Origin of the sequence: Candidatus Pantoea gossypiicola (assembly GCF_008632075.1) — a bacterium.
GTDB classification, from domain to species: domain Bacteria; phylum Pseudomonadota; class Gammaproteobacteria; order Enterobacterales; family Enterobacteriaceae; genus Pantoea; species Pantoea gossypiicola.
The window spans coordinates 14749-41084 of sequence record NZ_VWVM01000014.1 but is presented as its reverse complement, the minus strand read 5'-3'; the positions used below and the strand labels follow the sequence as shown (position 1 = coordinate 41084).

Annotated in this window: 19 protein-coding genes; 10 read left to right on the top strand and 9 right to left on the bottom strand. The window is 55.9% G+C overall.

The features are described 5' to 3' along the window. The 8 genes from fkpB (at nt 1) to F3I20_RS16990 (ending at nt 11386) form a co-directional block, all read left to right on the top strand. Nucleotides 1–471: an FKBP-type peptidyl-prolyl cis-trans isomerase gene (gene fkpB / locus F3I20_RS17025; RefSeq protein WP_150037634.1), complete on the top strand. Its 471-nt coding sequence runs from the start codon at nt 1–3 to the stop codon at nt 469–471. After that, nucleotides 452–1405 (top strand): 4-hydroxy-3-methylbut-2-enyl diphosphate reductase, encoded by a 954-nt coding sequence (gene ispH / locus F3I20_RS17020; RefSeq protein WP_150010881.1) that lies wholly within the window; start codon nt 452–454, stop codon nt 1403–1405. Before fkpB ends, ispH begins: the two co-directional genes overlap by 20 nt. A gap of 222 nt (nt 1406–1627) precedes the next feature. Then, complete coding sequence (gene dapB / locus F3I20_RS17015; RefSeq protein WP_150010879.1) at nt 1628–2443, top strand: 4-hydroxy-tetrahydrodipicolinate reductase; 816 nt, start codon at nt 1628–1630, stop codon at nt 2441–2443. Nucleotides 2444–2912: 469 nt separating this feature from the next. Further along, nucleotides 2913–4061 (top strand): glutamine-hydrolyzing carbamoyl-phosphate synthase small subunit, encoded by a 1149-nt coding sequence (gene carA, locus F3I20_RS17010; RefSeq protein WP_033731511.1) that lies wholly within the window; start codon nt 2913–2915, stop codon nt 4059–4061. A gap of 14 nt (nt 4062–4075) precedes the next feature. After that, the gene (gene carB / locus F3I20_RS17005) at nt 4076–7303 is read left to right on the top strand and encodes a carbamoyl-phosphate synthase large subunit (protein ID WP_013356733.1); all 3228 of its coding nucleotides are present in this window, start codon (nt 4076–4078) and stop codon (nt 7301–7303) included. A 252-nt stretch (nt 7304–7555) separates the two neighbouring features. Continuing rightward, entirely contained in the window at nt 7556–8695 is a 1140-nt protein-coding gene (locus F3I20_RS17000) for a porin (protein ID WP_150010877.1), read from the top strand. 234 nt (nt 8696–8929) lie between these two features. Then, nucleotides 8930–9412 (top strand): type 3 dihydrofolate reductase, encoded by a 483-nt coding sequence (gene folA / locus F3I20_RS16995; protein WP_013356735.1) that lies wholly within the window; start codon nt 8930–8932, stop codon nt 9410–9412. A gap of 90 nt (nt 9413–9502) precedes the next feature. After that, nucleotides 9503–11386: a PhoX family protein gene (locus F3I20_RS16990; RefSeq protein WP_150037635.1), complete on the top strand. Its 1884-nt coding sequence runs from the start codon at nt 9503–9505 to the stop codon at nt 11384–11386. A 34-nt stretch (nt 11387–11420) separates the two neighbouring features. Here the strand turns inward: F3I20_RS16990 and apaH are convergent, their stop codons facing one another. Genes apaH through lptD form a run of 6 tightly spaced genes read right to left on the bottom strand, consistent with a single transcriptional unit; the run spans nt 11421 to nt 18234 of the window. Further along, on the bottom strand, nt 11421–12278 hold the full coding sequence (gene apaH, locus F3I20_RS16985; protein ID WP_150010873.1) for a bis(5'-nucleosyl)-tetraphosphatase (symmetrical) ApaH: 858 nt from the start codon (nt 12276–12278) through the stop codon (nt 11421–11423). A 53-nt stretch (nt 12279–12331) separates the two neighbouring features. Further along, nucleotides 12332–12709 carry a Co2+/Mg2+ efflux facilitator ApaG/CorD gene (gene apaG, locus F3I20_RS16980; protein ID WP_150010871.1) on the bottom strand — a complete coding sequence of 126 codons (378 nt, stop codon included), beginning with the start codon at nt 12707–12709 and terminating at the stop codon, nt 12332–12334. A gap of 3 nt (nt 12710–12712) precedes the next feature. Beyond that, nucleotides 12713–13534 carry a 16S rRNA (adenine(1518)-N(6)/adenine(1519)-N(6))-dimethyltransferase RsmA gene (rsmA, locus tag F3I20_RS16975; RefSeq protein ID WP_150010869.1) on the bottom strand — a complete coding sequence of 274 codons (822 nt, stop codon included), beginning with the start codon at nt 13532–13534 and terminating at the stop codon, nt 12713–12715. After that, complete coding sequence (gene pdxA, locus F3I20_RS16970; RefSeq protein ID WP_150010867.1) at nt 13527–14519, bottom strand: 4-hydroxythreonine-4-phosphate dehydrogenase PdxA; 993 nt, start codon at nt 14517–14519, stop codon at nt 13527–13529. Before pdxA ends, rsmA begins: the two co-directional genes overlap by 8 nt. Further along, the gene (surA, locus tag F3I20_RS16965) at nt 14509–15804 is read right to left on the bottom strand and encodes a peptidylprolyl isomerase SurA (protein WP_150010865.1); all 1296 of its coding nucleotides are present in this window, start codon (nt 15802–15804) and stop codon (nt 14509–14511) included. The genes pdxA and surA overlap by 11 nt, the downstream gene beginning before the upstream one ends. Before the next feature lie 54 nt (nt 15805–15858). After that, a complete protein-coding gene (gene lptD, locus F3I20_RS16960; RefSeq protein WP_150010863.1) occupies nt 15859–18234 on the bottom strand; it encodes an LPS assembly protein LptD in 2376 nt (791 codons plus the stop codon). Between the two features lie 182 nt (nt 18235–18416). Between lptD and djlA the strand changes: the two genes are divergently transcribed. Then, entirely contained in the window at nt 18417–19226 is an 810-nt protein-coding gene (gene djlA / locus F3I20_RS16955) for a co-chaperone DjlA (protein WP_013356743.1), read from the top strand. 59 nt (nt 19227–19285) lie between these two features. On the opposite strand, the gene rluA is transcribed toward djlA, so the two are convergent. The 3 genes from rluA to polB all read right to left on the bottom strand — a co-directional run bounded on the left by rluA (nt 19286) and on the right by polB (nt 25399). Further along, nucleotides 19286–19939, bottom strand: a complete 654-nt coding sequence (gene rluA, locus F3I20_RS16950) for a bifunctional tRNA pseudouridine(32) synthase/23S rRNA pseudouridine(746) synthase RluA (RefSeq protein ID WP_150010861.1) — start codon at nt 19937–19939, stop codon at nt 19286–19288. Nucleotides 19940–19978: 39 nt separating this feature from the next. Then, on the bottom strand, nt 19979–22885 hold the full coding sequence (gene rapA, locus F3I20_RS16945) for an RNA polymerase-associated protein RapA (RefSeq protein ID WP_150010859.1): 2907 nt from the start codon (nt 22883–22885) through the stop codon (nt 19979–19981). Between the two features lie 153 nt (nt 22886–23038). Next, a complete protein-coding gene (gene polB, locus F3I20_RS16940) occupies nt 23039–25399 on the bottom strand; it encodes a DNA polymerase II (protein ID WP_150010857.1) in 2361 nt (786 codons plus the stop codon). A gap of 169 nt (nt 25400–25568) precedes the next feature. Here polB and F3I20_RS16935 point away from each other — a divergent pair, with 169 nt between their 5' ends. Next, the gene (locus tag F3I20_RS16935) at nt 25569–26333 is read left to right on the top strand and encodes a DedA family protein (RefSeq protein ID WP_150010855.1); all 765 of its coding nucleotides are present in this window, start codon (nt 25569–25571) and stop codon (nt 26331–26333) included. The last annotated feature ends 3 nt before the right edge of the window (nt 26334–26336 follow it).

Sequence of the window (26336 nt, the reverse complement as noted above, 5' to 3'; positions counted from 1 at the left end):
ATGACTGAGTCCGTACAGCGCGAAAGCGCGGTGTTGGTGCATTTTACGCTGAAGCTGGAAGATGGCTCGACGGCGGAATCGACCCGTGCAAACGGCAAGCCCGCGCTGTTCCGTCTCGGTGATGGCAGCCTCTCTGCAGCACTTGAGCAGGCACTGCTGGGGCTGAAAGCGGGTGAAACCAAACAGTTCATTCTGGCACCGGAAGATGCCTTTGGTGGCGTCAGTCCTGATCTGATCCAATATTTCTCGCGTCGGGACTTTATCGACGCAGGTGAACCGGAAGTGGGTGCCATCATGCTGTTCAGTGGCATGGGCGGCAGTGAAATGCCAGGCGTGATCCGTGAAGTCTCCGGTGATTCTATCACCGTGGATTTCAACCACCCGCTGGCAGGTCGTCGTATTCAGTTTGATGTAGAGGTGCTGGAAATCGATCCGGCACTGGAGGCGAACGATGCAAATCCTGTTAGCTAATCCGCGCGGTTTCTGCGCTGGCGTTGATCGCGCCATCAGTATTGTTGAGCGCGCGCTGGAGATGTATGGCGCGCCCATCTACGTCCGTCACGAAGTGGTGCATAACCGCTACGTGGTGAACAGCCTGCGTGAGCGCGGTGCTATCTTCATTGAAGAGATCAGTGAAGTGCCGGATGACGCGATTCTGATCTTCTCTGCGCATGGTGTTTCACAGGCGGTGCGTGCCGAAGCTAAAGCGCGCAATCTGACCATGCTGTTCGACGCTACCTGTCCGCTGGTGACCAAAGTGCATATGGAAGTGGCGCGTGCCAGCCGTAAGGGCGTGGAAGCAATACTGATTGGTCATGCGGGGCATCCGGAAGTCGAGGGCACCATGGGGCAGTACAACAACCCCAATGGTGGCATGTATCTGGTGGAGTCCCCGGAAGATGTCTTCAGACTGACCGTCAAAGACGAAAACAATCTGAGCTTCATGACGCAGACCACGCTGTCGGTGGATGACACCTCTGACATCATTGATGCCCTGCGTCAGCGTTTCCCGGCAATCATCGGGCCGCGTAAAGATGATATCTGCTACGCCACCACTAACCGTCAGGAAGCCGTTCGCACTCTGGCGAAAGATGCAGAAGTGGTGCTGGTGGTGGGGTCGAAGAACTCCTCGAACTCTAACCGTCTGGCCGAGCTGGCACAGCGTGCCGGTAAACTTGCGAAGCTGATCGACTCTGCGGATGATATTCAGGAAGAGTGGGTAAAAGGCGTGGCCTGCATCGGCGTTACCGCGGGTGCCTCAGCCCCCGATATTCTGGTGCAGCAGGTGATCCAGCGGCTGCGTGAGCTGGGTGGCGAAGCGGCGATTGAGCTGATTGGTCGTGAAGAAAATATCGTCTTCGAAGTGCCTAAAGAGCTGCGTGTCGAAGTACGCAACGTGCATTAACTCATAGATATAACTGATAAAAAGGCCGACTCTGTTCGGCCTTTTTTGTTTTTCTGGTCTGACTAAAACGCCAATGTTTGTGGTGGTGATTGCTTTTACTGATAATCACAGGCGGCTGGCATAAAATTCTTATTATCACTGATTAATAGTGGCGTGACTGTTAACTCGTCGTTAACCTGATGACGCTTTGGATGCATAGTTTTGTTTTAGGAATGAATAAATATGAACACTATCCGGATTGCTATTGTGGGCGCGCCGGGCCGAATGGGCCGTAATCTGATTAAGGCGACGCAGCAGGCAGAGGGCGTAGAACTGGGTGCAGCTCTGGCACGCCCGGGTTCATCGCTGACCGGCAGCGACGCGGGTGAATTAGCGGGCATCGGCAAGAACGGCATTCTCATCGCTGACGATTTACGCACGGTGATAAACGACTTTGATGTGCTAATCGACTTCACCCGCCCGGAGGGCACGCTGGAGTATATGGCCATCTGCCGTGAGCAGGGTAAAGCGATGGTCATTGGCACGACCGGTTTTGATGAGGCAGGCAAGGCGGCCATTCGCACGGCGGCAGAAGATATCGCTATCGTATTCGCCGCGAACTTCAGTGTGGGGGTTAACCTGGTGCTGAAGCTGCTGGAGAAGGCCGCAAAAGTGATGGGCGAGTACGCGGACATTGAGATCGTTGAAGCACACCACCGCCATAAAGTAGATGCGCCGTCTGGCACCGCGCTGGCGATGGGGGAGGCAATAGCCGACGCGATGCAGTGGAAACTGGATGAGCATGCAGTCTATACGCGTGAAGGCCATACGGGTGAACGTCAGCCACAGACTATCGGTTTTGCGACGGTGCGCGCAGGTGACATCGTCGGTGAACATACAGCGATGTTTGCAGATATTGGCGAGCGGGTAGAGATTACCCACAAGGCTTCAAGCCGTATGACCTTTGCAAATGGCGCAGTTAAATCAGCTTTATGGCTGAAGGATAAGAAATCAGGTCTTTATGACATGCGTGATGTGCTGAATTTGTCGATGTTGTAAGTGTTGTGAGCCATCGTGATGTGGTTATTTCAATCGTTAATTGATTGATTGAAAAGGGGCAATGTTATCATTGCCCTTAATTTTATCTTAAAAATAGTGTTCTGATGTAAAATACCTATCTGATGCTTATTTGTATTGGTTTTTTGGTTTTGTCAGCCCGGCTAAACGCCATTTTTGACCATTTGGTCAAAAATAAAGGCCCTGCTGCGCTGGTTTCGTTTTTAGGCTGCATGGCAAACGATTATTCCGCCAGGTTTTATCCTCTTTTTACCGCTTATGCCTGATTTTTCCCTCATAAGGCAGATAATCATTAAAAAATCCCGCAACAGGGTAGACAATGACCAGGGCGATCATTAGAATGCGCGCAATTTGCCAAAAATCGACAATTCAGGCGGTTTTTGCATTGATTCAGGCGGCTATTTTGAATTAATATGCAGATATATTGACTGTTTATTCCCTGGAGGATGTTTTGATCAAGTCAGCAATCCTGGTTCTGGAAGACGGAACCCAATTCCACGGTCGGGCCATCGGGGCAACAGGATCGGCAGTGGGAGAAGTCGTTTTCAACACTTCAATGACCGGTTATCAAGAAATCCTCACTGATCCTTCCTATTCCCGCCAAATCGTCACTCTCACTTATCCCCATATCGGTAATGTCGGTGCCAATGCCGCCGACGAAGAATCCAGCCAGATTCATGCGCAGGGCCTGGTTATTCGTGACCTGCCACTGATTGCCAGCAACTTCCGTAGCGAAGAAGGCTTATCTGCTTACCTGCAGCGCAACAACATCGTGGCGATTGCCGATATTGATACCCGCAAGCTGACGCGCTTGCTGCGTGAGAAGGGGGCGCAGAATGGCTGCATTATTGCCGGCGACAATCCGGATGCTGCGCTGGCGCTGCAAAAAGCCCAGGCGTTCCCGGGACTGAAAGGAATGGACCTGGCGAAAGAGGTCTGCACCACGGAGACTTACAGCTGGCAGCAGGGCAGCTGGACGCTGGACGCAGGTCTGCCAGAGCAGGCTGCTGCGGAGTCGCTGCCTTACCATGTAGTGGCTTACGACTACGGTGCTAAGCGCAATATCCTGCGCATGCTGGTCGATCGCGGCTGCCGTCTGACCGTGGTTCCGGCACAGACACCTGCCGAAGAGGTCCTGAAACTGAATCCGGATGGCATTTTCCTCTCCAACGGTCCGGGTGACCCGGAACCGTGCGACTACGCTATCAGCGCCATTCAGGCCTTCCTGAAAACCGAGATCCCGGTGTTCGGTATCTGCCTGGGCCACCAGTTGCTGGCGCTGGCCAGCGGTGCTAAGACCGTGAAGATGAAACTCGGCCACCACGGCGGCAACCATCCGGTGAAAGATCTCGAAAACAATCGCGTCATGATCACCGCACAGAACCACGGTTTTGCGGTTGATGAGAACAATCTGCCCGCGAATCTGCGTGTGACCCACATTTCGCTGTTCGATAAAACCGTGCAGGGCATTCATCGCACTGACAAGCCTGCATTCAGCTTCCAGGGGCATCCGGAAGCCAGTCCGGGACCGGGTGATGCTGCGCCGCTGTTTGACCACTTTATTGAATTGATTGACGCATTCCGTCTGCAAGCGAAGTAATCAGGAGCTAATTCATGCCAAAACGTACAGACCTAAAATCCATCCTGATTCTTGGTGCCGGTCCGATTGTGATCGGCCAGGCCTGCGAATTTGACTATTCCGGTGCGCAGGCGTGTAAGGCGCTGCGTGAAGAGGGCTACCGCGTTATTCTGGTGAACTCTAACCCGGCGACGATTATGACTGACCCCGAAATGGCCGATGCAACCTACATTGAGCCGATTCACTGGGAAGTGGTGCGCAAAATCATCGAAAAAGAGCGCCCGGACGCGGTTCTGCCCACAATGGGCGGTCAGACGGCGCTAAACTGCGCGCTGGAGCTGGAGCGTCATGGCGTGCTGGAAGAGTTTGGCGTCACCATGATTGGCGCGACCGCTGATGCCATCGACAAAGCGGAAGATCGCCGTCGTTTCGACGTGGCAATGAAAAGCATCGGTCTGGATACCGCCCGCTCCGGTATTGCGCACACCATGGAAGAAGCGCTGGCCGTGGCAGAAGATGTTGGCTTCCCGTGCATCATCCGTCCCTCCTTTACCATGGGCGGCACGGGTGGCGGCATCGCCTATAACCGCGAAGAGTTTGAAGAGATTTGCGAACGCGGTCTCGATCTCTCACCAACCAATGAGCTGCTGATTGATGAGTCGCTGATTGGCTGGAAAGAGTATGAAATGGAAGTCGTGCGCGATAAGAACGACAACTGCATCATCGTCTGCTCCATTGAAAACTTCGACGCGATGGGGATCCACACGGGTGACTCCATCACGGTCGCACCTGCCCAGACGCTGACCGACAAAGAGTATCAGATCATGCGTAACGCCTCGCTGGCGGTACTGCGTGAAATCGGTGTTGAAACCGGCGGCTCCAACGTGCAGTTCTCCGTTAACCCGAAAGATGGTCGCCTGATTGTCATTGAGATGAACCCACGCGTGTCGCGCTCCTCGGCGCTGGCGTCAAAAGCGACTGGCTTCCCGATTGCGAAAGTGGCGGCCAAACTGGCGGTCGGCTACACGCTCGACGAGCTGATGAACGATATCACTGGTGGTTTAACACCGGCCTCGTTTGAGCCGTCAATCGACTACGTTGTCACCAAGATCCCACGTTTCAACTTTGAGAAATTTGCCGGTGCCAACGATCGCCTGACTACGCAGATGAAGTCGGTGGGTGAAGTGATGGCAATTGGCCGCACATTCCAGGAATCCATGCAGAAAGCGCTGCGCGGCCTGGAAGTGGGCGCTAACGGTTTTGACCCGAAAGTGCACCTCGACGATCCGGAAGCGTTAACCCGCATCCGCCGCGAGCTGAAAGATGCCGGTTCAGACCGCATCTGGTACATCGCGGACGCTTTCCGCGCTGGCATGTCGGTTGATGGTGTGTTCAACCTGACCAACATTGACCGCTGGTTCCTGGTGCAGATTGAAGAGCTGGTACGGCTGGAAGATCAGGTGGCAAGCGAAGGGGTGAATAGCCTGGATGCCACGTTCCTGCGTACCCTGAAGCGCAAAGGCTTTGCCGATGCGCGACTGGCGACGCTGGCAGGTGTGGCTGAGAGCGAAATCCGCAAGCTGCGTCAGCAGTTTAACCTGCACCCGGTTTATAAGCGTGTCGATACCTGTGCTGCCGAGTTCGCGACGGATACCGCTTACATGTACTCCACCTATGAGGAGGAGTGCGAAGCCAACCCGAGTCCGGATCGCGAAAAAATCATGATTCTGGGTGGTGGACCAAACCGTATCGGTCAGGGTATCGAATTCGACTACTGCTGTGTTCATGCCGCTCTGGCGCTGCGTGAAGATGGTTACCAGACCATTATGGTGAACTGTAACCCGGAAACGGTCTCGACCGATTACGACACCTCTGACCGCCTCTACTTTGAGCCGGTCACGCTGGAAGACGTGCTGGAGATTGTCCGCATTGAGCAGCCAAAAGGCGTCATCGTACAGTATGGCGGTCAGACCCCGCTGAAACTGGCGCGTGCGCTGGAAGCCGCAGGCGTACCGGTTATCGGCACCAGCCCGGATTCCATTGACCGTGCCGAAGACCGTGAGCGTTTCCAGCAGGCGGTTGATCGCCTGAAACTGAAGCAACCGGCTAACGCCACGGTCGCGACGCTGGAGCAGGCAGTCGAGAAAGCCGCTGGCCTGGGTTATCCGCTGGTGGTGCGTCCTTCTTATGTACTGGGTGGCCGTGCCATGGAGATCGTTTACGACGAGATCGACCTAAGACGCTACTTCCAGACGGCAGTCTCCGTTTCCAACGATGCGCCGGTACTGCTTGATCGCTTCCTGGATGATGCGGTTGAAGTCGATGTGGATGCGATTTGCGACGGTGAGCGGGTGCTGATTGGCGGCATTATGGAACATATCGAGCAGGCTGGTGTTCACTCCGGTGACTCCGCCTGTTCACTGCCGGCCTACACGCTGAATCAGGAGATTCAGAACGTGATGCGCCAGCAGGTTGAGAAACTGGCGTTTGAGCTGAACGTTCGTGGCCTGATGAACGTCCAGTTCGCGGTGAAAGACAACGAAGTCTATCTGATCGAAGTGAACCCACGTGCGGCGCGTACCGTTCCGTTCGTCTCTAAAGCGACTGGTGTACCGCTGGCGAAAGTGGCTGCACGCGTGATGGCAGGTAAAACACTGGCAGAGCAGGGCGTGACGGAAGAGGTGATCCCGCCTTACTACTCAGTTAAAGAAGTGGTGCTGCCATTCAACAAGTTCCAGGGCGTTGACCCGATTCTGGGCCCGGAAATGCGCTCTACCGGTGAAGTCATGGGCGTGGGCCGCACGTTCGCTGAGGCATTCTCCAAAGCGATGCTGGGTGCACAGAGCAACATGAAGAAGTCGGGCCGTGCGCTGCTGTCGGTGCGTGAAGGCGACAAGAAACGTATCGTCGACCTGGCCGCGAAGCTGCAGAAGTTTGGTTTTGAACTGGATGCAACTCACGGCACGGCAGTGGTGCTGGGCGAAGCGGGCATCAATCCGCGCCTGGTTAACAAGGTACATGAAGGTCGTCCACACATTCAGGACCGCCTGAAGAATGGCGAGTATAGCTACATCGTCAATACTACGGCAGGTCGTCAGGCGATTGAAGATTCGAAGCTGATTCGCCGCAGCGCACTGCAGTATAAAGTGCACTACGATACCACGCTGAACGGTGGCTTCGCGACTGCGATGGCGCTGAATGCTGACCCGACGGAACAGGTTATCTCCGTTCAGGAGATGCATGCCCAGATAAAGGCGATGTAAGGTAATGTTGTGTGAAAAACGGCTCCTCCGGGAGCCGTTTTTTTTGCCACTTCTCTGGCGATAATCCGAAAGTCAGGTCCAGTGATAGGCTGGAGTTTGCGTTAAAGTGACTGATTTGGCTTAATTTTTTAGCTTTAGGTGCGAATGACGCCGATTCGCACAAATTTATAAGATAAACACTTCCTGTACGGATTTTTCGCCAGTACTATGCCTGCCGCTCATCACTGGAGCGTATCAGGACATAAATAAAAAATGAAAATGCGTACTTTTTCTCTGAGTGCAGTGGCTGCACTGATGGTTACTCTTCCTTTCGCCAGCCAGGCGGAAATTACCCTGTTAAAACAGGATCCGCAGGCAGGCGATCCACTTAGCCGCCTTACCCTGAATGTTGGCGGCAGCATCCGTGCTCAGGTCAATCATCAGACCGGCGTGGATGACAAATCTTACAAGCGCGACGGTTTTGATGGTGGCACCCGTTTCCGTTTTGGCGCTGACTACTACCTGTTTGATGACGTGAGCTGGACCAGCTATTACGAGCTGGGCGTGAATATTCCGGCGGTCTTCAGCTGGGATCGTCACTATGCCGATGGTGCCAATAACACTACGCGTCGCCAGCTTTACACCGGTCTGAAAAGCAAGACCTGGGGCCAGCTGACCTTCGGTCAGCAGAACAGCGTTTACTATGACACCGTAGGCGCGAAAACCGATATCTGGGATTACGATATGGTCGGCCAGGCCCCGGGCAACGGTATTAATGGCGACTACGACGGATCTTACCGTTCACGTAAGCAGCTGAAGTACAAAAACAGCTTCGGCGACGCGGATATCTACGCTTCTTATCTGTTCGAAGATAACGAGTATCTGCCAGGCAATGGCCTGCGCTATAAGCGTAAAGGCGGCGGCTCACTGGGCGTGGATTACCACATCACTGAGGATTTGAGCTGGGGCACGGCGTGGAACTACACCCGCGCGGCGATGCGTAATCCGAACAACGGCGACAGCCGCGATTACGACCAGAACATCTACGGTACCGCACTGAGCTGGACACCAGGCAACTGGACGCTGTCAGCCGGTGGTGGCTGGTATCAGAACTTCATGACCACCAAACGCAAAGATGTGCATGATTACTTTGCTGGCGATGCATGGGGCATTGAATATTTCGCCGGTTACAAAATCCCGGTGGCGCAGTACGGTCTGAAAGCCGTCCAGCCTTATGTCATGGGTGACCGCATTGAGTATGCGACTGGCCGTGATTACCAGCGCATCGACAACGGTCTGGGTGTGACGCTGTTCCTCGACTACGGTTTCCGTGTTGATTACGAACATGTCTTTACCTCAAGCACCGATAACCTGGGTGATATGAATCTGGTGCGTCTGCGCTACGACTTCTGATAAATCTGACGGCTCCTCCGGGAGCCGTTTTCTTTTACGCACGCTTTTTGTGCCAGCCTGAGGCAAATCGCTGGCGTGCTGCGGCAAACTGACGCGATTACGCGGTGAAAAACGCTGCACAGGCCGCGAAAAACGGTGTCATGAAAAGCTTTACGCAAATAGACCTTCCCTCCTATCGACGAAAGTTTCACCTTTACGTATCATGGCGCCAATTTTTTTCAGTGAGTGGTTAACATGATTAGTCTTATCGCGGCATTAGCAGCAGATCGCATTATTGGAATGGAGAACGCCATGCCGTGGGACCTGCCTGCAGATCTGGCGTGGTTCAAGCGCAATACGCTGAAGAAACCGGTGATTATGGGGCGACTGACCTTTGAATCCATTGGCCGTCCGTTACCTGGCCGACTGAACATCGTTGTCAGCAGTAAGCCAGGCACCACAGAAGGCGTGACCTGGGTTACGTCGCTGGATGAGGCGTTACAGGCAGCCGGTGATGCAGAAGAGATCATGGTGATTGGCGGTGGACGTGTCTATGAGCAGATGCTTAAGCGTGCCGATCGTCTCTATCTGACGCACATTGATGCGGAAGTAGAAGGTGATACGCAGTTCCCGGATTACGAGCCGGACGAATGGCAGTCCACGTTCAGCGAATTCCACGACGCTGATGAGCAGAACTCTCACAGCTACTGTTTTGAGATCCTCGACCGTCGCCGTTAATCCTCTTCCCGCCTGGCTGTAACCTGGCTGTCATCTCTATTTATTAGCATTGCTTCTTTTCTGGGATCGTCATAAAGGAAGCAATCAATAATGAAAACCGAACTCTCCGCCTTAAGCACTGACCGCCTTCGTGATCCATATCGCCGTAAATTTCTTGCCGGTTCCGGCGCGATCGGGCTGACCGGCTTTCTCAGCGGCAGCCTCACGCTTTCAGGAAGCGTACTGGCGCAGGAGAAGCCCGCGGGCAGTCTGCTGCTGGGCTTTCAGGCGATTGCCGCGTCAACCGCCGATGAGGTTGTGGTCGCACCGGGCTATCGTGCAGATGTGTTGATCTCCTGGGGGGATCCGCTGGTGAATGGCGCGGCCGCGTTTGATCCGCACGGCAACAATAGCGCGGAAGATCAGGAAAAGCAGTTCGGTGACAACAACGATGGGATGAGCTTTTTCGCGATCGATGACCAGCGAGGCGTGATGGCGATTAACAATGAATACGTGAACGAGCCGACGCTATTTGCCCACGGCGGCAGCAAAGCGACCAGCCTGGAAGATGTGAAGAAGTCACAGGCGGCACACGGCGTCTCCATCGTTGAAGTGAAGCGGGGCGACGATAATCGCTGGCAGGTAGTACGTCCTTCTGACTACAACCGCCGCATTACTGCCAATACGCCTATGCGGTTTTCCGGCCCGGCCGCAGGTGATAACGCGCTGAAGACCGCCGCCGACCCGCAGGGAATGCATGTCCTGGGCACCTTTGGTAACTGCGCCAACGGTAAAACGCCGTGGGGCACTTATCTCACCTGTGAAGAGAACTACGACACCTATTTTGGCACTCATCAGGCAGACTTTACCCCGACCCCACAGCAGAAGCGTTACACCCTGAATGCTGCCGAGCCGGAGCGCAACTGGTCTGACTTTGATCCCCGCTTCGATATCGCGAAAAATCCCAACGAATTTAATCGCCACGGCTGGATTGTCGAGATCGATCCCTTTGATCCTCACGCCGTGCCGGTCAAACGTACCGCGCTGGGCCGCTTTAAGCACGAGAACGCGGCTGTGACGGTCGCGAAAACCGGGCAACTGGTGGTTTACATGGGCGACGATGAGCGCGGCGAATATATCTATAAATATGTCTCCGACGACAAAGTCATCCCGGATGATGCCAAAGCCAGTCAGGGATTGCTGGATAAAGGCACGCTCTATGTGGCGCAGTTCAACGGCGATGCGCAGGGTACACCGCTGAAAGGCACCGGGCGCTGGCTGCCACTGAAGTGGGGTGAAAATGGACTCACCCCGGAAAAGGGGTTTAACAGCCAGGCAGATGTCCTGATCAATGCGCGTGCTGCGGCCGACGTGGTTAACGCCACGCGGATGGACCGGCCCGAGTGGATTGCCGTTAACCCGCACGATGGCCGTGCCTATTGCACGCTGACCAACAACAATAAGCGCGGCAATGAGGGCATGCCGGTCAATGCGGCGAATCCGCGGCCCAAAAATATCTACGGTCAGATTATCCGCTGGGATGAGAAGGGCGATGCTACGGCACAGACCTTTGAGTGGGATATCTATGCGTTGTGCGGCAACCCGATAGCGCATCCCGAGGGGATCTATCGCGGCACACCTAATATCACGGCGGAGAACACCTTCAACAGTCCGGATGGCCTGGGATTTGATGCGCAGGGGCGCTTGTGGATCCTGACCGATGGCAAGTACAGTAACAAAGAGGATTATCAGGGGCAGGGGAATAATCAGATGCTGGTGGGGGATCCTGGCAGTGGGGAGATCCGCCGGTTTATGGTCGGCCCCAAATCGTGCGAGCTTACCGGTATTACCTTCACGCCCGACTACAAAACGCTATTCGTGAATGTGCAGCATCCCGGTGAAGAGGGTGACTCACACTTCCCCAATAACAGCCCGCGTCCACGCTCGTCGGTGATCATGATCACCCGCGAAGATGGCGGCATTATCGGTGCATAAAACAGGATGCTGGCCTGACTGGCCAGCATCGCCGTTATAAGGCAGGCGGTGCCAGACTGTCGCTGGAGTCGAGCGCTTTCTCGCGGTTAGAGGGCTGAACCACATAGCGCTGCTCTTCCCAATGCAGCAGAGTCAGCGCGCCGCCCCAGCAGCAGCCGGTATCCAGTCCGATAATCCCCTCTGGCGTACCTTTGCCTTCCAGTGAAGCCCAGTGACCAAACACGATGGTGTAGTCACGTGCGACCGGTCCCTCAATGTTAAACCAGGGTTTCAGCGGCGGAAGGGCGGATTCAGGGGCATCTTTACAGATCATGTCCAGCTGGCCGTTGGGGAAGCAGTAACGCATACGGGTAAAGGCATTGGTGCTGAAGCGCAGACGCGCCAGGCCAGTCAGATCTTCACTCCAGTTGTTCGGCATGTCGCCATACATGGCATCCAGGAACAGCGGATAGCTGTCGCTGGCGAGCACCGCTTCAACTTCACGTGCACACTTTTTCGCAGTCTCAATATCCCACTGCGGCGTGATACCGGCGTGGCCCATCACCAGTTTTTTCTCTTCATCAACCTGTAACAGCGGCTGGCGGCGCAGCCAGTTGATCAGCTCGTCTGCATCGTCCGCTTCCAGCAGGGTGGTGAGACGATCTTTAGGCTTGTTACGGCTGATCCCGGCATAGACTGCCAGCAGATGTAAATCGTGGTTGCCCAGCACCAGGCGCACGGCGTCGCCCAGTGACTTCACATAGCGCAGGACCTCCAGTGAGCCAGGACCGCGCGCCACCAGGTCGCCGGTCAGCCACAGCGTATCCTGCTCGGGATTGAAATCGACCTGCTGCAGCAAGGCACGTAATTCATCGTAGCAACCATGGACGTCGCCAATCAGGTATGTGCTCATAACGTTTTATCCATCGGGAATGTGCCCGACGTATCGGGCAAAAGGCGTGAAAATCAGTGAATGTGGGTCTGAATGGCGAGGCGGAACACCGGGATCTCGACGTGGAAGGTATCGCCCTGATCGTCGACCATCACGTAATGTCCCTGCATGGTGCCCATCGGCGTTTCGATCACCGCACCGCTGGTGTACTGAAATTCATTACCAGGCGCAATAAACGGCTGTTCACCGACCACGCCTTCGCCCTGAACTTCCGTTTCGCGGCCGTTACCGTTGGTAATCAGCCAGTAACGTCCCAGCAGTTGCACAGCGGAACGGCCCAGATTGCGTATCGTAATGGTATAGGCGAAGACGTAGCGATCCTCATCCGGTGAGGATTGTGAGGCAACGTACTGGCTTTGCACATGGACGGAGACGCGGGCCGTTTCACTCATGACTTACTCCTGCGATTTTCCCTGATGATTAGCCAGCCAGTTTGCCAGCTGACAATATTGCGCGACAGAGACGTTCTCGGCACGCAGGGTTGGATCTATGGATAACTCTTCCAGTGCACCGGCAGCCACCATGTGGCTCAGGCTGTTGCGCAATGTTTTACGGCGCTGACCAAAGGCTTCTGTCGTGATACGGCTCAGGATACGCACGTCGCTGACCGGATGCGGCGGCTCGGCAAAGGGCACCAGACGCACTACGGCCGAGTCCACTTTCGGTGGCGGCGTGAAGGCGTGTGGCGGCACTTCCAGCACAGGAATAACCTGGCAGTAATATTGCGCCATCACCGTCAGACGGCCATATGCTTTACTGCCCGGACCGGCAACCAGACGGTTGACCACCTCTTTCTGCAGCATGAAGTGCATATCTTTGATCGAACCAGTATAGCTGAAAAGGTGGAACATCAGCGGGGTCGAAATATTGTAAGGCAGGTTACCAAATACCCGCAGCGGCTGGCCTCTCTCCTGCGCCAGCGCGGCGAAGTCGAAGGTCATGGCATCCTGCTGGAAGATGGTCAGTTTCGGGCCAAGGAACGGATGCGTTTGCAGACGCGCCGCGAGATCGCGGTCCAGCTCCACCACCGTTAAGCTATCGAGGCGTTCGCCCACCGGCTCGGTTAAGGCACCGAGGCCAGGGCCGATCTCCACCAGCGCTTCATCGCGCTGGGGATGAATGGCGGAGACAATGCTGTCGATAATGTACTGATCGTTCAGGAAGTTCTGCCCGAAACGTTTACGGGCGTAGTGCCCCTGATGGACGCGATTATTCATTACTGCTCTTGATCATAGTGATGGCGAGGTTAAGCGCCGTGATAAAGCTGCCCGGTTCCGCCTGACCCAGCCCGGCGAGTTCAAGCGCGGTGCCGTGGTCAACGGAGGTCCGGATAAAGGGCAGGCCCAGGGTAATATTTACCGCGCGGCCAAACCCCTGAAACTTCAGTACCGGCAGGCCCTGGTCGTGATACATCGCCAGCACCGCATCGGCATGTTGCAGATATTTAGGCTGGAACAGCGTATCCGCAGGCAGTGGGCCGGTCAGTTTAATGCCCTGCTGACGCAGTTCATTGAGTGCCGGCGTGATGGTGTCGATCTCTTCACGTCCCATATGGCCGCTTTCACCCGCATGAGGGTTAAGACCACAGACGTAAATATGCGGCTCGGCAATGGCAAATTTCTGCTGCAGATCGCGATGCAGAATCGTGATCACTTCATGCAGACAGTCGCGGGTTACCGCAGCGGGGACATCTTTCAGCGGCAGATGCGTAGTCGCCAGTGCGACGCGCAACGCTTCTGTCGCCAGCATCATGACTACGCGATGGCCACCTGCGCGATCGGCGAAGAATTCGGTATGGCCGGTGAAGGCAATACCGGCATCATTAATAACACCTTTATGTACCGGGCCGGTTATCAGGGCAGCAAATTCACCGTCGAGACAACCGTCACAGGCGCGTGCCAGCGTAGCCAATACATAGTCGCTGTTGGCGACGCAGAGCTCGCCGGGCGTGACCGTCTCTGCCGTTTCAACAGGCAGGATAGTCAGTGTACCCGCCTGCTGTGGCAATGCTGCCACGCCAGGCTGATAGGGACGCAGGGTCAGCGGTAAACCGAGTTTTGCCGCACGCTGCTGCAACAGGGCAGGTGAGGCGCAGACGACCAGTTCAACCGGCCACGACTGCTGGGCCAGCTGAACGGTAAGATCGGGACCAATCCCGGCAGGTTCGCCGGGGGTGATCACTACACGGGCGTTACTGCGCATTGCCATCCAGAATCTTCACGTAGGCACTGGCGCGTTGTTCCTGCATCCAGGTCTGTGCTTCTTCTGCGAACTTACGGTTAAACAGCATACGGTAAGCACGCTCTTTCTGGGCTGCATCGGTTTTATCCACCTGACGGGTATCCAGCAACTGAATCAGATGCCAGCCGAAAGAGGAGTGGACCGGCTGACTCGTCTGACCTTTCTTCAGGCGCAGCAGTGCGTCACGAAACGCCGGATCAAAGACTTCCGGAGAGGTCCAGCCGAGATCGCCACCCTGGTTCGCCGAACCCGGATCATCAGAGTACTGTTTGGCCGCCGCGGCGAAAGTGGTTTTGCCGCTGCGGATGTCAGCTGCGATCTGTTCCAGCTGCGCGCGTGCCTGTTCATCCGTGAGAATCGGCGATGGCTTCAGCAGAATGTGACGCGAATGCACTTCGGTGACAGAGACATTTTTGCTCTCGCCACGCAGGTCGTTCACTTTCAGGATATGGAAACCGACACCTGAGCGAACGGGGCCGACAATATCGCCTTTTTTCGCGGTCGCCAGCGCCTGCGCAAACAGGGTTGGTAACTCTTCGATTTTACCCCAGCCCATATTGCCGCCTTTCAGCGCCTGAGAGTCAGCAGAGTAGGTTACGGCCATCTTGCCGAAGTCAGCGCCATTTTTCAGCTCGCCAACCAGCTGTTTCGCCAGCGTTTCCTGCTCATCAACCTGCTGCTGTGTCGGGTTTTCCGGCAGCGGCAGCAGAATATGGCTGACGTTCAGTTCGGTGCCCTGACTGTTCTGAGAGCCGATCTGAGCAGCCAGCGTATCGACTTCCTGCGGCAGAATGGTGACGCGACGACGCACTTCGTTATTGCGCACTTCAGCAATGGTCATCTCTTTACGGATCTGAGAACGATAAACGCTGTAGTTCATGCCGTCATAAGCCAGACGGCTGCGCAGCTGATCAAGGCTCATGCGGTTCTGCGCAGCAATGTTCTGAATCGCCTGGTCCAGTTGCTCGTCGCTGATCTGGATCCCTGCTTTTTCACCCATCTGCAGAATGATGTTGTCCATGATCTGACGTTCCAGAATCTGATGGCGCAACGTTTTATCATCCGGCAACTGCTGGCCTGCCTGCTGGGCCTGAGATTTAACCGTGCCCATCATGCCGTCCACGTCACTCTCAAGAACCACGCCGTTATTGACCACGGCTGCAACTTTATCAACGACTTGTGGTGCTGCGAACGCGGTGTTGGCACTGATTGCCACACCAAGAATCAGCATTCTCCAGTTCTTCATACTTTATCCATTGTTGGTTCCGCACTGCGGGATTGCCTGTCAAACATCACAACATCAGAAAGCGGGCTGGTAAGGAATAATGCCCTGACGCAGCATATCGTTGGTGCCTAAGCCATAGTTAGGACTCAGGCCACGCAGCTCAATGTTGAATGAGATTTGGTTGTCATATTTACTGTCGTTGTTTTCCCAGCCGTTAATTTTGCGTTCGTAACCGACCCGGATCGCGTAACAGCATGAGCTGTATTGCAGTCCAACCAGTTGCGACGCCGGACGCGTGTTGCGGGTATCGTAGTAGTAAGCACCTACCACGGACCATGCATCCGCAATCGGCCAGCTTGCCGTAGTGCCCACCTGTGAAATCCCGTTTTTGTAGATAGGATTTGTCACCAGCGCACTGTTATTCAGCGCCGTTGCCACATATTCCGGGCTGCTGTAACGGTAGCTCAGCTGTACCATGCGGTCGGCATCACGACGGTATTCCAGTACGGTATTGCCCTGGGAGACGTTGTCGAGTTTGGTGTCATATTGCAGTCCACCTCTGACGCCCCAGCGATCGCTGATTTTCCAGTATGTATCACCAGCCCAAATCAGGCTGCCGGTATCATCTTCTTTACTGGTTTGATTCACACCAGTACGAGAAGGGGTAAACGAGTAGATTTGACCCACAGAAACGTTAAAACGTTCAACAAGATCGGTATCATAAATACGCGAGGTGACACCGGTAGCCACTTCATTGGCTGACGCGATGCGATCCAGCCCGCTATAAGTACGGTCGCGGAACAGACCGGTGTAGTCGGTTTGCAGCAATGTTGAGTCGTAGGGATAGATGTTGCTCTGATTACGATACGGGATATACAGGTACTGCACGCGCGGTTCCAGCGTCTGGGTATAGCCCGCAGCAGAGTTCATATCGCGGTCAAACACCAGCCGTCCATCCACTTTAAACTGCGGCAGGGTACGGTTGACCGATTCATCCAGTTCGCCGCTCTTATCACCCCTGAGGCCATTGGCTGCGTTGTTATAGTAATCAACGTCAGTCTGCTGATAGTGGGTCGCCAGGAACTTCGCTTCGGTATCCAGACTGGCCCAGCCGTTTGACAGCGGCAGGTTCAGCGTCGGCTCAATGTGCAAACGGGTCGCTTCAGGATAGCGATCGCTGACGTTGGTAAATTTCACCGCCTGAGCATAGATCCGGCCATCAAACGGGCCAATATCGTTCTGATAGAGATTAACGTCCAGCTGCGGCATCGCGCGGTAGACGTTATTGCTGCTGTTATTGCCGAATACCTGGAAATCTTTGGTGGAGAGCGTGGCGTCCCAGTTAGTGTCGGCATAGCCAATGCTGAATTTCTGCGTGGCGTAGTTGTCAGTCGAGCTGTAGTACTTCGAGTCGAGATCGTTGAAGTAATATTTGTCGCTGACCTTGGTGTAGTCCGCGCTGAAACGCCAGTGCTGGTCATAAACACCCGCATGACGCCAGTAGAAGAGCCAGCGATCGGAGCTGTCATTTTCGGCGATGCCGCGCAGCGCTTTGTCGTTGTCGTACTGTTTATCGGAGCCGAGGTAGTCGAATTCCATCAGACCGGCACCCAGCGTGGTCAGATAACGGAATTCATTTTCAAACTTCATGCCGCGCTTACTGATGTAGTGCGGCGTGATGGTCGCATCGGCCTGCGGCGCGATGTTCCAGTAATAGGGCAGAATGAACTCGAAGCCATTATTACTGCCATATTTTGCGTTCGGGATCAGGAAACCGGACCGGCGACGATCGCCAATCGGTAACTGCAGGTAGGGGCTGTAGAACACCGGAACGGAACCGAGCTTAAAGCGGGCGTTCCAGATCTCCGCCACTTCTTCTTCACGGTCCTGGATCACTTCTGAACCCACAACGCTCCAGCTGTTGGAGCCAGGCAGACAGGAAGTAAAGGAGCCATTTTCCAGAATCGTGTAGCGGTTATCGCCGCGCAGCTTCATCTGATCGGCGGTGCCGCGTCCCTGACGATCCACCATCTGGTACTGACCATTCCAGACGTTGGTATCTTTGGTGTTGAGGTTTGACCAGGCTTTAGGACCTTTCAGGATGACCTGGTTGTCATCGTAGTGCACATTACCCAGGGCATCGACGGTACGCACTGGCGCAGTCTGGCCATCCTGCTGACGCTGATGAAGCTGAACCTCATCCGCCTGCATACGGCTGTTGCCCTGCTCAATGTTTACATTGCCGGTGAAGACCGCATCATCGGGATAGTTCCCTTTCGCGGCATCAGAGTGAATAGTGACAGGCAGCTGGTTCGTATTACCGTTCACCAGCGGGCGGTTGTAACTCGGCACGCCTAACATACACTGCGACATCAAATCGTCGGCAAAGGCTTGCTGGCTAATGGCTGCGCCGATCAGTGTGGCCAGCAGAGTAGGTATATGTTTTTTCATACGCGGTATCGAGAATTCCATGAAAACTGGCATCATGCCGACAATCGGGTCAGAGACTAACTTACTGCCCGGCGTTGCGCCAGTGTTAATCCTGGTCTGTCAGCGTTGCCGTTAGGCGCTGAGATAAATGACAGGTATGATAATGCAATTTTCAGCCGCAAGCATGGCGAATTGAGGAGTTTATGCGCTACTGGGGAAAAGTTATGGGTCTGGCGGTGGGATTACTTTCCGGCGCAGGCTTCTGGGGTATTGTGATCGGTTTGATCATTGGTCATATGATTGACAAAGTACGCGGCGCGCAAGGCAAGGCTTACTTCTCAAATAATCAGACCCGACAGACGCTGTTTTTCAGCACCACCTTTCAGGTGATGGGCCATCTGACCAAGTCAAAAGGGCGCGTCACGGAAGCGGATATTCAGATTGCTTCACTGTTAATGGAACGGATGCAGCTGCACGGCGACTCCCGCAGTGCAGCCCAGCGTGCGTTCCGCGAAGGCAAGCAGGCGGATTACCCGTTACGCAGTAAATTGCGTGAACTGCGCAGCGCCTGTTTTGGCCGGTTCGATCTGATTCGGATGTTCCTGGAGATCCAGATTCAGGCCGCCTTTGCCGACGGCTCACTGCATCCCAACGAGCGTCAGGTGCTCTATGTGATTGCTGAAGAGCTGGGCATTTCACGGGTCCAGTTCGATCAGTTCCTGCGCATGATGGAGGGTGGCCAGCAGTTTGGCGGTGGTCAGCGCAGTTCGGGCGGTTTCCAGCAGGCGCAACGCGGCCCAACGCTGGAAGATGCCTGTAGCGTGCTGGGTGTGAAGAGCAGCGATGACGCCACCACGATCAAACGCGCTTACCGTAAACTCATGAGCGAGCATCATCCTGACAAGCTGGTGGCGAAAGGGCTGCCGCCAGAGATGATGGAGATGGCGAAGCAGAAAGCGCAGGAAATTCAGGCAGCGTACGATCTGATTCGCAAAGAGAAAGGCTTTAAGTAATCACTGTGACGCCTGGCCTCTTCTGCAACAGAGGAGGCCACGGTGACAGGCAGTCGACTTCAAAAATCGGCGGGCTGACGAAACGTCATGGCATTACCAAATGCCGGATGGGTAATGGTCAGTGACTCCGCATGCAGCAGCAAACGGGCTGCCATCACTTTGGCCTCCGGGTGCGCATAGAAGTTATCCCCCAGAATCGGATGGCCCAGCGCCAGCATATGTACCCGCAGCTGGTGTGAACGGCCGGTAATCGGCTTCAGCGACACGCGCGCACTGTTATCCGCACGATATTCCAGCACCTGATACTCCGTCTGCGCGGCTTTGCCGGTCTCGAAGCAGACCATCTGCTTTGGACGATTTGGCCAGTCACAAATCAGCGGCAGATCAACCAGTCCCTCTTCCTTTTCAGGATGCCCCCAGATACAGGCCACGTAGGTCTTGGACGGCTCCCGTTCGCGGAACTGGCGTTTCAGCTCGCGTTCCGCCGCTTTGGTCAGCGCCACCACCATTACGCCGCTGGTCGCCATATCCAGCCGGTGAACAGATTCTGCCTGCGGGAAATCACGCTGTATCCGCGTCATCACGCTATCTTTATGCTCATCCAGACGACCGGGTACCGAGAGCAGACCGCTGGGTTTGTTCACCACCATGATATGCGCATCCTGATAAAGGATGTGCAGCCAGGGTTCACGCGGTGGATTGTAAGGTTCCATGGGGCTTTCCAAAAATAAGGGGCCATGCGGCCCCTGAGCTTACTGGTGTGTCACCACAATCAGGCGCAGCGCGTCGAGACGCCAGTTAGCCTGATCGAGACTTTCCAGCACCTGTTCGCGATTGCTTTCCAGTGCCTCGACTTCATCGTCGCGGATGTTCGGGTTGACGGCTTTCAGCGCGTTAAGACGCGAAAGCTCAGCACCCAGCTTCTCGTTCGCTTCAGCACGTGCCGCATCAATCACCGCACGCGCTTCGCTGACCACACTCTCTTCGGCCTGTGTCAGAATCGCATGCACATCCTGCTGCACCGCATTCACCAGTTTACTGGCGGTATGACGGTTAACCGCATTCAGCTGACGGTTAAAGCTTTCGAACTCCACTTTGCCCGCCAGGTTGGTGCCTTTAGTATCCATCAGCAGACGGATTGGCGTTGGCGGCAGGAAGCGGGTCAGTTGCAGATGCTTCGGTGCCTGCGCTTCAACGACATAGATCAGCTCGACCAGCAGGGTCCCCACCGGCAGCGCCTTGTTCTTCAGCAGTGACAGTGCGCTGCTGCCGGTATCGCCTGACAGGATCAGATCCAGTCCGTTACGAATCAGCGGGTGTTCCCAGGTGATAAACTGGGTATCCTCGCGCGACAGCGCCTGATCGCGGTTAAAGGTGATGGTGCAGCCATCTTCCGGCAGGCCTGGGAAATCGGGCACCAGCATGTGGTCGGAAGGGGTCAGCACGATCAGGTTATCGCTGCGATCTTCCTGATTGATGCCGACGATATCAAACAGGTTGAGTGCGAAGTTCACCAGGCCAGTATCGTTATCCTGCTCGCTGATGGCATTGGCCAGCAGCTGCGCTGATTCACCGCCGTTGGAGTTCAGCTCCAGCAGGCGATCGCGACCCTGTTCCAGCTGCGATTTCAGCGCGTCGTGCTGTTTACGGCAGTCAGTGATAAACGCATCGAAGCCTTCATTGTTCTCCGGCGCGGCCAGATAGCCGATCAGCTGCGAATGGACGCTGTCATAGATGGTACGGCCGGTCGGGCAGGTGTGCTCGAACGCGTCCAGCCCTTCGTGATACCAGCGCAGCAGCACCGCCTGTGCGGTCTGCTCCAGCCACGGCACCAGAATCTGAATATCGTGCGCCTGACCGATACGATCCAGACGACCGATACGCTGCTCCAGCAGGTCCGGGTTAAACGGCAGGTCGAACATCACCAGACGGCTGGCAAACTGGAAGTTACGGCCTTCAGAACCGATCTCGGAGCATAGCAGCACCTGCGCGCCGTTCTCTTCTGAGGCGAACCAGGCGGCAGCACGGTCACGTTCAATAATCGACAGACCTTCGTGGAACACCGCGGCGCGGATGCCTTCACGTTCACGCAGCACCTGCTCCAGCTGCAGCGCGGTGGCGGCTTTGGCGCAGATCACCAGCACTTTTTCTTTACGGTTGCTGGTGAGATAGCCCATCAGCCATTCGACGCGCGGATCGAAGTTCCACCAGGTGCCGCTGTCGCCTTCAAATTCCTGATAAATCTGCTCCGGATAGAGCAGGTCACGCGCCCGCTCCTCGGCGCTTTTGCGCGTACCCATAATGCCGGAGACTTTAATTGCCGTCTGATACTGCGCTGGCAGCGGCAGCCGGATCTGATGCAGCTCGCGTTTCGGAAAGCCTTTCACCCCATTACGGGTGTTTCGGAACAGCACGCGGCTGGTGCCGTGGCGGTCCATCAGCATGGCGATTAGCTCCTGACGCGCTTCCAGCTTGCCGTCACGATCGCTGTTGGCGACCTGCAGCAGCGGCTCAATGTCCTGTTCGCCGACCAAATCGTTGATCCGGTTCATCTCCTCCTGGGAGATCGCCTTGTCAGCCAGCAGCGCTGTAACCGCATCGGCAATCGGACGGAAATGCTGCTGCTCTTCAACAAAGGCAGCAAAATCATGGAAACGGTCCGGATCGAGCAGGCGCAGACGGGCAAAGTGACTCTCCATGCCGAGCTGTTCCGGCGTCGCCGTCAGCAGCAGCACCCCGGCCGTTTTCTCAGCCAGCTTTTCGATGACCTGATATTCACGGCTGGGTTCGCCTTCGGACCAGGCCAGGTGGTGCGCCTCATCCACCACCAGCAGATCCCATTCGGCATCGGCCAGCAGTTCAAGACGCTGTTTGTTACGGCGAACAAAGTCGAGCGAACAGATGATCAGCTGTTCCGTTTCAAACGGGTTATCGCTGTCGTGCTGCGCTTCGGTGTAGCGATCGTCATCAAACAGCGCAAAGCGCAGGTTGAAGCGGCGCAGCATTTCAACCAGCCACTGGTGCTGTAAGGTTTCAGGCACCACGATCAGGACACGCTCAGCACGACCCGCCAGCAGCTGCTGCTGGATGATCATCCCGGCTTCAATGGTTTTACCCAGGCCCACTTCATCGGCCAGCAGCACGCGCGGTGCATGGCGACGGCCGACATCGTGGGCGATATGCAACTGGTGAGGGATCAGGTTAGTGCGCATACCGCGTAAGCCGCTGACAGGCAGGCGATATTGCTCGCTCTGGTATTTACGGGCGCGGAAGCGCAGGGCGAAACGATCCATCCGGTCGAGCTGGCCAGCAAACAGACGATCCTGCGGCTTACTGAATACCAGCTTGCTGTCGAGCATCACTTCGCGCAGCATCACGTCGCTTTCTTCGGTATCCAGCCGGGTACCGATATAGGTCATCAGGTCATTTTCGTTGCGTACTTCATCGACGCGCATCTGCCAGCCTTCGTGGCTGGTGATGGTATCACCCGGATTAAAGATGACGCGGGTAACCGGCGAATCGTTGCGGGCGTAGAGGCGGTTTTCCCCCGTGGCCGGAAACAGCAGGGTGATCATGCGGGTATCGATCGCCACCACGGTGCCCAGTCCCAGTTCACTTTCCGTATCACTAATCCAGCGCTGACCTAATGTAAAAACCATATTTTTTTTGCTCAAATTTTAACGTTTTTAGAGGTGTTCCCAAAGCTCAGGCAATAGCGTTACCGCCAGACAAACAAGGCCTGGAGCGGGAGTAAGAGCGGTGAGTTTCAGGAAGGGCGCTATGGTACTGGATGGCAGGGCGTTCGTCACCTGTCAAAAAAGCCCCAGTTGCCCGGTAATCAGTGTAGCAAAATCCCCACCCACAAAGGGCAGAATGCCCTCTGCGACCGGCTGAAGTTGCTTCGTCACATAGTGGTCATAGTCCAGCGGCGTGCTACGCGCCTCCAGTGGCTCCGGGCCTGCCGTCGCCATAACGTAACGAATACGGCCACCTTTCTGGTACTGCAATGGCCGGTTTAATTTACGATTCTGCTCATCGGCCAGCCGGGCGGCACGTACGTGTGGAGGCACGTTTCGTTCATATTCATTCAGCGGCCGCCGCAGACGCTTTTTGTAGATCAGCTGATCGTCGAGTTCACCCGCCAGCAACTGCGCGACGGTCATGCGGATGTAGTCCTGCCATGGCTCACGGTGAAAAATACGATGGTAGAGCTGCTGCTGAAACTGTTTGGCCAGCGGCGTCCAGTCGGTTCGTACCGACTCCAGTCCCTTGAAGACCATGCGCTCACCGGCAGCGTCACGAATCAGTCCGGCGTAGCGTTTCTTGCTGCCCTGTTCCGCGCCGCGAATGGTCGGCATCAGGAAGCGGCAGAAGTGGCTTTCATACTCCAGTTCCAGCGCGCTGGTCAGTCCCTGAGTCTGCTGGAGGTGGTCACGCCACCAGGCATTCACTTTCTGCACCAGCTGCTGCCCGATTGCGGCGGCCTGCTCTTCGCTGTGAGCGGACTTCAGCCAGACAAAGGTGGAGTCGGTATCGCCATAGATAACGTCATAGCCCTCTGCCTCAATCAGTGCGCGGGTCTGCTGCATGATGGCGTGACCGCGCAGGGTAATCGAGGAGGCCAGACGCGGATCGAAGAAGCGGCAGGCGCTGGTTCCCAGCACGCCATAAAAGGCGTTCATGATGATCTTCAACGCCTGGGACAATGGCTGATTGTTCTGCTTTTTCGCCGCTTCACGACCCAGCCAGATCTGCTCAACAATTGCAGGCAGGCAGTGGGTATGCCGTGAGAAACGCGCTTCGCGGAAACCTTCGACTGAATCGGCATCATCCGGATGAGCCAGACCCTCTACCAGACCCACCGGGTCGATCAGGAAGGTGCGGATAATCGACGGATAGAGGCTTTTGTAATCCAGTACCAGTACCGAGTCATACAGGCCGGGGCGCGAATCCATCACATAGCCGCCCGGACTGGCTTCCGGGGCGACATCGCCCATGTTGGGGGCGACAAAACCGGCACGATGCATCCGCGGGATATAGAGGTGACCAAAAGCCGCCACCGAACCGCCGTGGCGATCGACGGCCAGGCCATTTACCGCCGCACGTTCCAGCAGAAACGGCATAATCGCCGTCTTATGAAAAATGCGCGTCACGAGTTCGCAGTCTTTCAGGTTATAACGTGCCAGCGCCGGTTTATCGTTGGCGAAGCGCCAGTTGATCTCCTCCATGCGCTGCCAGGGGTTATCGATCGCTTTCCCTTCACCCAGCAGCTGCTGTGATACCGACTCCAGGCTGAACGACGGAAAATCCCAGAACGCCGATTTCAGTGCATCGATGCCATCGATAATTAACCGGCCGCTGGCCTGCGCGAAAAAAACGCCCGGTTTGAAGCCATGTTCCCGCCACTCCAGCGCCATCTGCTGGCGGCCAAGACGCAGCGGAATGCCGTAGCGGTCGGCATGCTTCTGCAGCACCCGCAGGTCAAACTGCACCACGTTCCAGCCAATCAATACGTCCGGGTCATGCTCTGCAAACCACTGGTTCAGCGCGTCAAGCAGCTGCGGGCGGCTATCGAGATAGATCAGCTCAAAATCCAGCGTGCTGGCATCACCGTTTGGCGGGCCGAGCATAAAGACCTGGCGCTGACCGCACCCCTCCAGCCCGATGCAGTAAAGCTCGCCGTGCTGCGTGGTTTCAATATCCAGTGAGACCCATTTCAGCGGCGGGCGATAGTCGGGATGAGGTTTGAGCCGCGCATTAACCACGCTGTCGCCGCGCTGCTCGCCGTCAAACCAGACCGGTGCGGTAATAAAACGCTCCATCAGGTAGCGCTCCGGCGGACGGATATCTGCCTCGTAGACCGGAATGCCCTGCTCGCGCAGCCGCTTTTCGATGCGCTGTAGCTGACGGTTCTGCGGGCAGTAGAGGCCAAAAACCGGGCGGCGGCGGAAATCTTTCAGCGCCAGCGACTGAATCCGAAACTGACGCTCATCTTTGAGTAATTCGCTGACCTGCGCCTGAAATTCTTCAGGAATAAACGCGACAGACTCCTGCACCGGCAGCACCACACGCTGCGCGCCGGCATCGGTGGCAAGCCAGAGGATAATTTCGGTGCCATGCGGGCTGTCGCGCCAGTGGCGGGTGAGCAGAAAACCTGCGCGGGGCATATTCAGATGTTCTCCGGACTCAGCAATTCAGGGGTGAGAAAACCGCGTAAGTATACCATGGATATTTATACAGTTCCCGTTACTGAGTTTTGTCAACATTGTCCTACAATTCTTGCCTTGACGCTGTGTGGCTGGCTCTGGACAATCCAGCATTCTGCTTTTACTAAGGACGACTATGGAAGCCTGGATTCAACAACTGATTACGCAGTCTCTGGAGTGGGCGCTGTTTGCCGTTGCGCTGGTGACATTTCTGGAGTCGCTGGCGCTGGTCGGGCTGTTGCTGCCAGGTACGGTAATGATGGCCAGTCTGGGCGCGCTGATCGGCAGTGGCGAACTTGGCCTTTATCCTGCCTGGGCTGCGGGCTTTGCCGGCTGCCTGATCGGTGACTGGGTCTCCTACGGCATTGGCTGGAAATTCCAGGGGCCGCTGCATCGCTGGAAGTATCTGCAAAAATATAAAGGCCTGCTGGATAAAACCGAGCACGCCCTGCATCAGCACAGCATGTTTACGATTCTTGTCGGGCGATTTGTCGGCCCGACGCGTCCGCTGATCCCGCTGGCGGCCGGTATGCTGGAGCTGCCGGTGCGTAAATTTCTGCCACCGAACCTTATTGGCTGCATTCTCTGGCCGCCGCTCTATCTGCTGCCCGGTATTCTGGCAGGAGTGGCAATTGACGTGCCAAAAGCGGCGCAGGGGGGCAGCTTTAAATGGCTGTTACTCGGCGCAGCGCTGCTGATCTGGCTTGGCGGCTGGTTAGGCTGGCGCTGGTGGCGCAGCGGCAAAAGCCGCGACTGGGCCACGGCCTGGCTGCCGCCTGAGCGTTTGCGCTGGGCAGGACCGCTGGGGCTGGTGATCGCCGTGGCGGCGTTCGTCGGCATTCAGTTCCATCCGATGATGCCGGTTTTCCGGCATCTGCTGTGGCAGGTTTTCATCGCCTGATGC

Bases quoted from the DNA above. Each gene is read 5' to 3' on its own strand.
- fkpB (WP_150037634.1), top strand. From the start codon at position 1: ATGACTGAGTCCGTACAGCGCGAAAGCGCGGTGTTGGTGCATTTTACG.
- ispH (WP_150010881.1), top strand. From the start codon at position 452: ATGCAAATCCTGTTAGCTAATCCGCGCGGTTTCTGCGCTGGCGTTGAT.
- dapB (WP_150010879.1), top strand. From the start codon at position 1,628: ATGAACACTATCCGGATTGCTATTGTGGGCGCGCCGGGCCGAATGGGC.
- carB (WP_013356733.1), top strand. From the start codon at position 4,076: ATGCCAAAACGTACAGACCTAAAATCCATCCTGATTCTTGGTGCCGGT.
- F3I20_RS17000 (WP_150010877.1), top strand. From the start codon at position 7,556: ATGAAAATGCGTACTTTTTCTCTGAGTGCAGTGGCTGCACTGATGGTT.
- folA (WP_013356735.1), top strand. From the start codon at position 8,930: ATGATTAGTCTTATCGCGGCATTAGCAGCAGATCGCATTATTGGAATG.
- F3I20_RS16990 (WP_150037635.1), top strand. From the start codon at position 9,503: ATGAAAACCGAACTCTCCGCCTTAAGCACTGACCGCCTTCGTGATCCA.
- apaH (WP_150010873.1), bottom strand. From the start codon at position 12,278: ATGAGCACATACCTGATTGGCGACGTCCATGGTTGCTACGATGAATTA.
- apaG (WP_150010871.1), bottom strand. From the start codon at position 12,709: ATGAGTGAAACGGCCCGCGTCTCCGTCCATGTGCAAAGCCAGTACGTT.
- rsmA (WP_150010869.1), bottom strand. From the start codon at position 13,534: ATGAATAATCGCGTCCATCAGGGGCACTACGCCCGTAAACGTTTCGGG.
- pdxA (WP_150010867.1), bottom strand. From the start codon at position 14,519: ATGCGCAGTAACGCCCGTGTAGTGATCACCCCCGGCGAACCTGCCGGG.
- surA (WP_150010865.1), bottom strand. From the start codon at position 15,804: ATGAAGAACTGGAGAATGCTGATTCTTGGTGTGGCAATCAGTGCCAAC.
- lptD (WP_150010863.1), bottom strand. From the start codon at position 18,234: ATGAAAAAACATATACCTACTCTGCTGGCCACACTGATCGGCGCAGCC.
- djlA (WP_013356743.1), top strand. From the start codon at position 18,417: ATGCGCTACTGGGGAAAAGTTATGGGTCTGGCGGTGGGATTACTTTCC.
- rluA (WP_150010861.1), bottom strand. From the start codon at position 19,939: ATGGAACCTTACAATCCACCGCGTGAACCCTGGCTGCACATCCTTTAT.
- rapA (WP_150010859.1), bottom strand. From the start codon at position 22,885: ATGGTTTTTACATTAGGTCAGCGCTGGATTAGTGATACGGAAAGTGAA.
- F3I20_RS16935 (WP_150010855.1), top strand. From the start codon at position 25,569: ATGGAAGCCTGGATTCAACAACTGATTACGCAGTCTCTGGAGTGGGCG.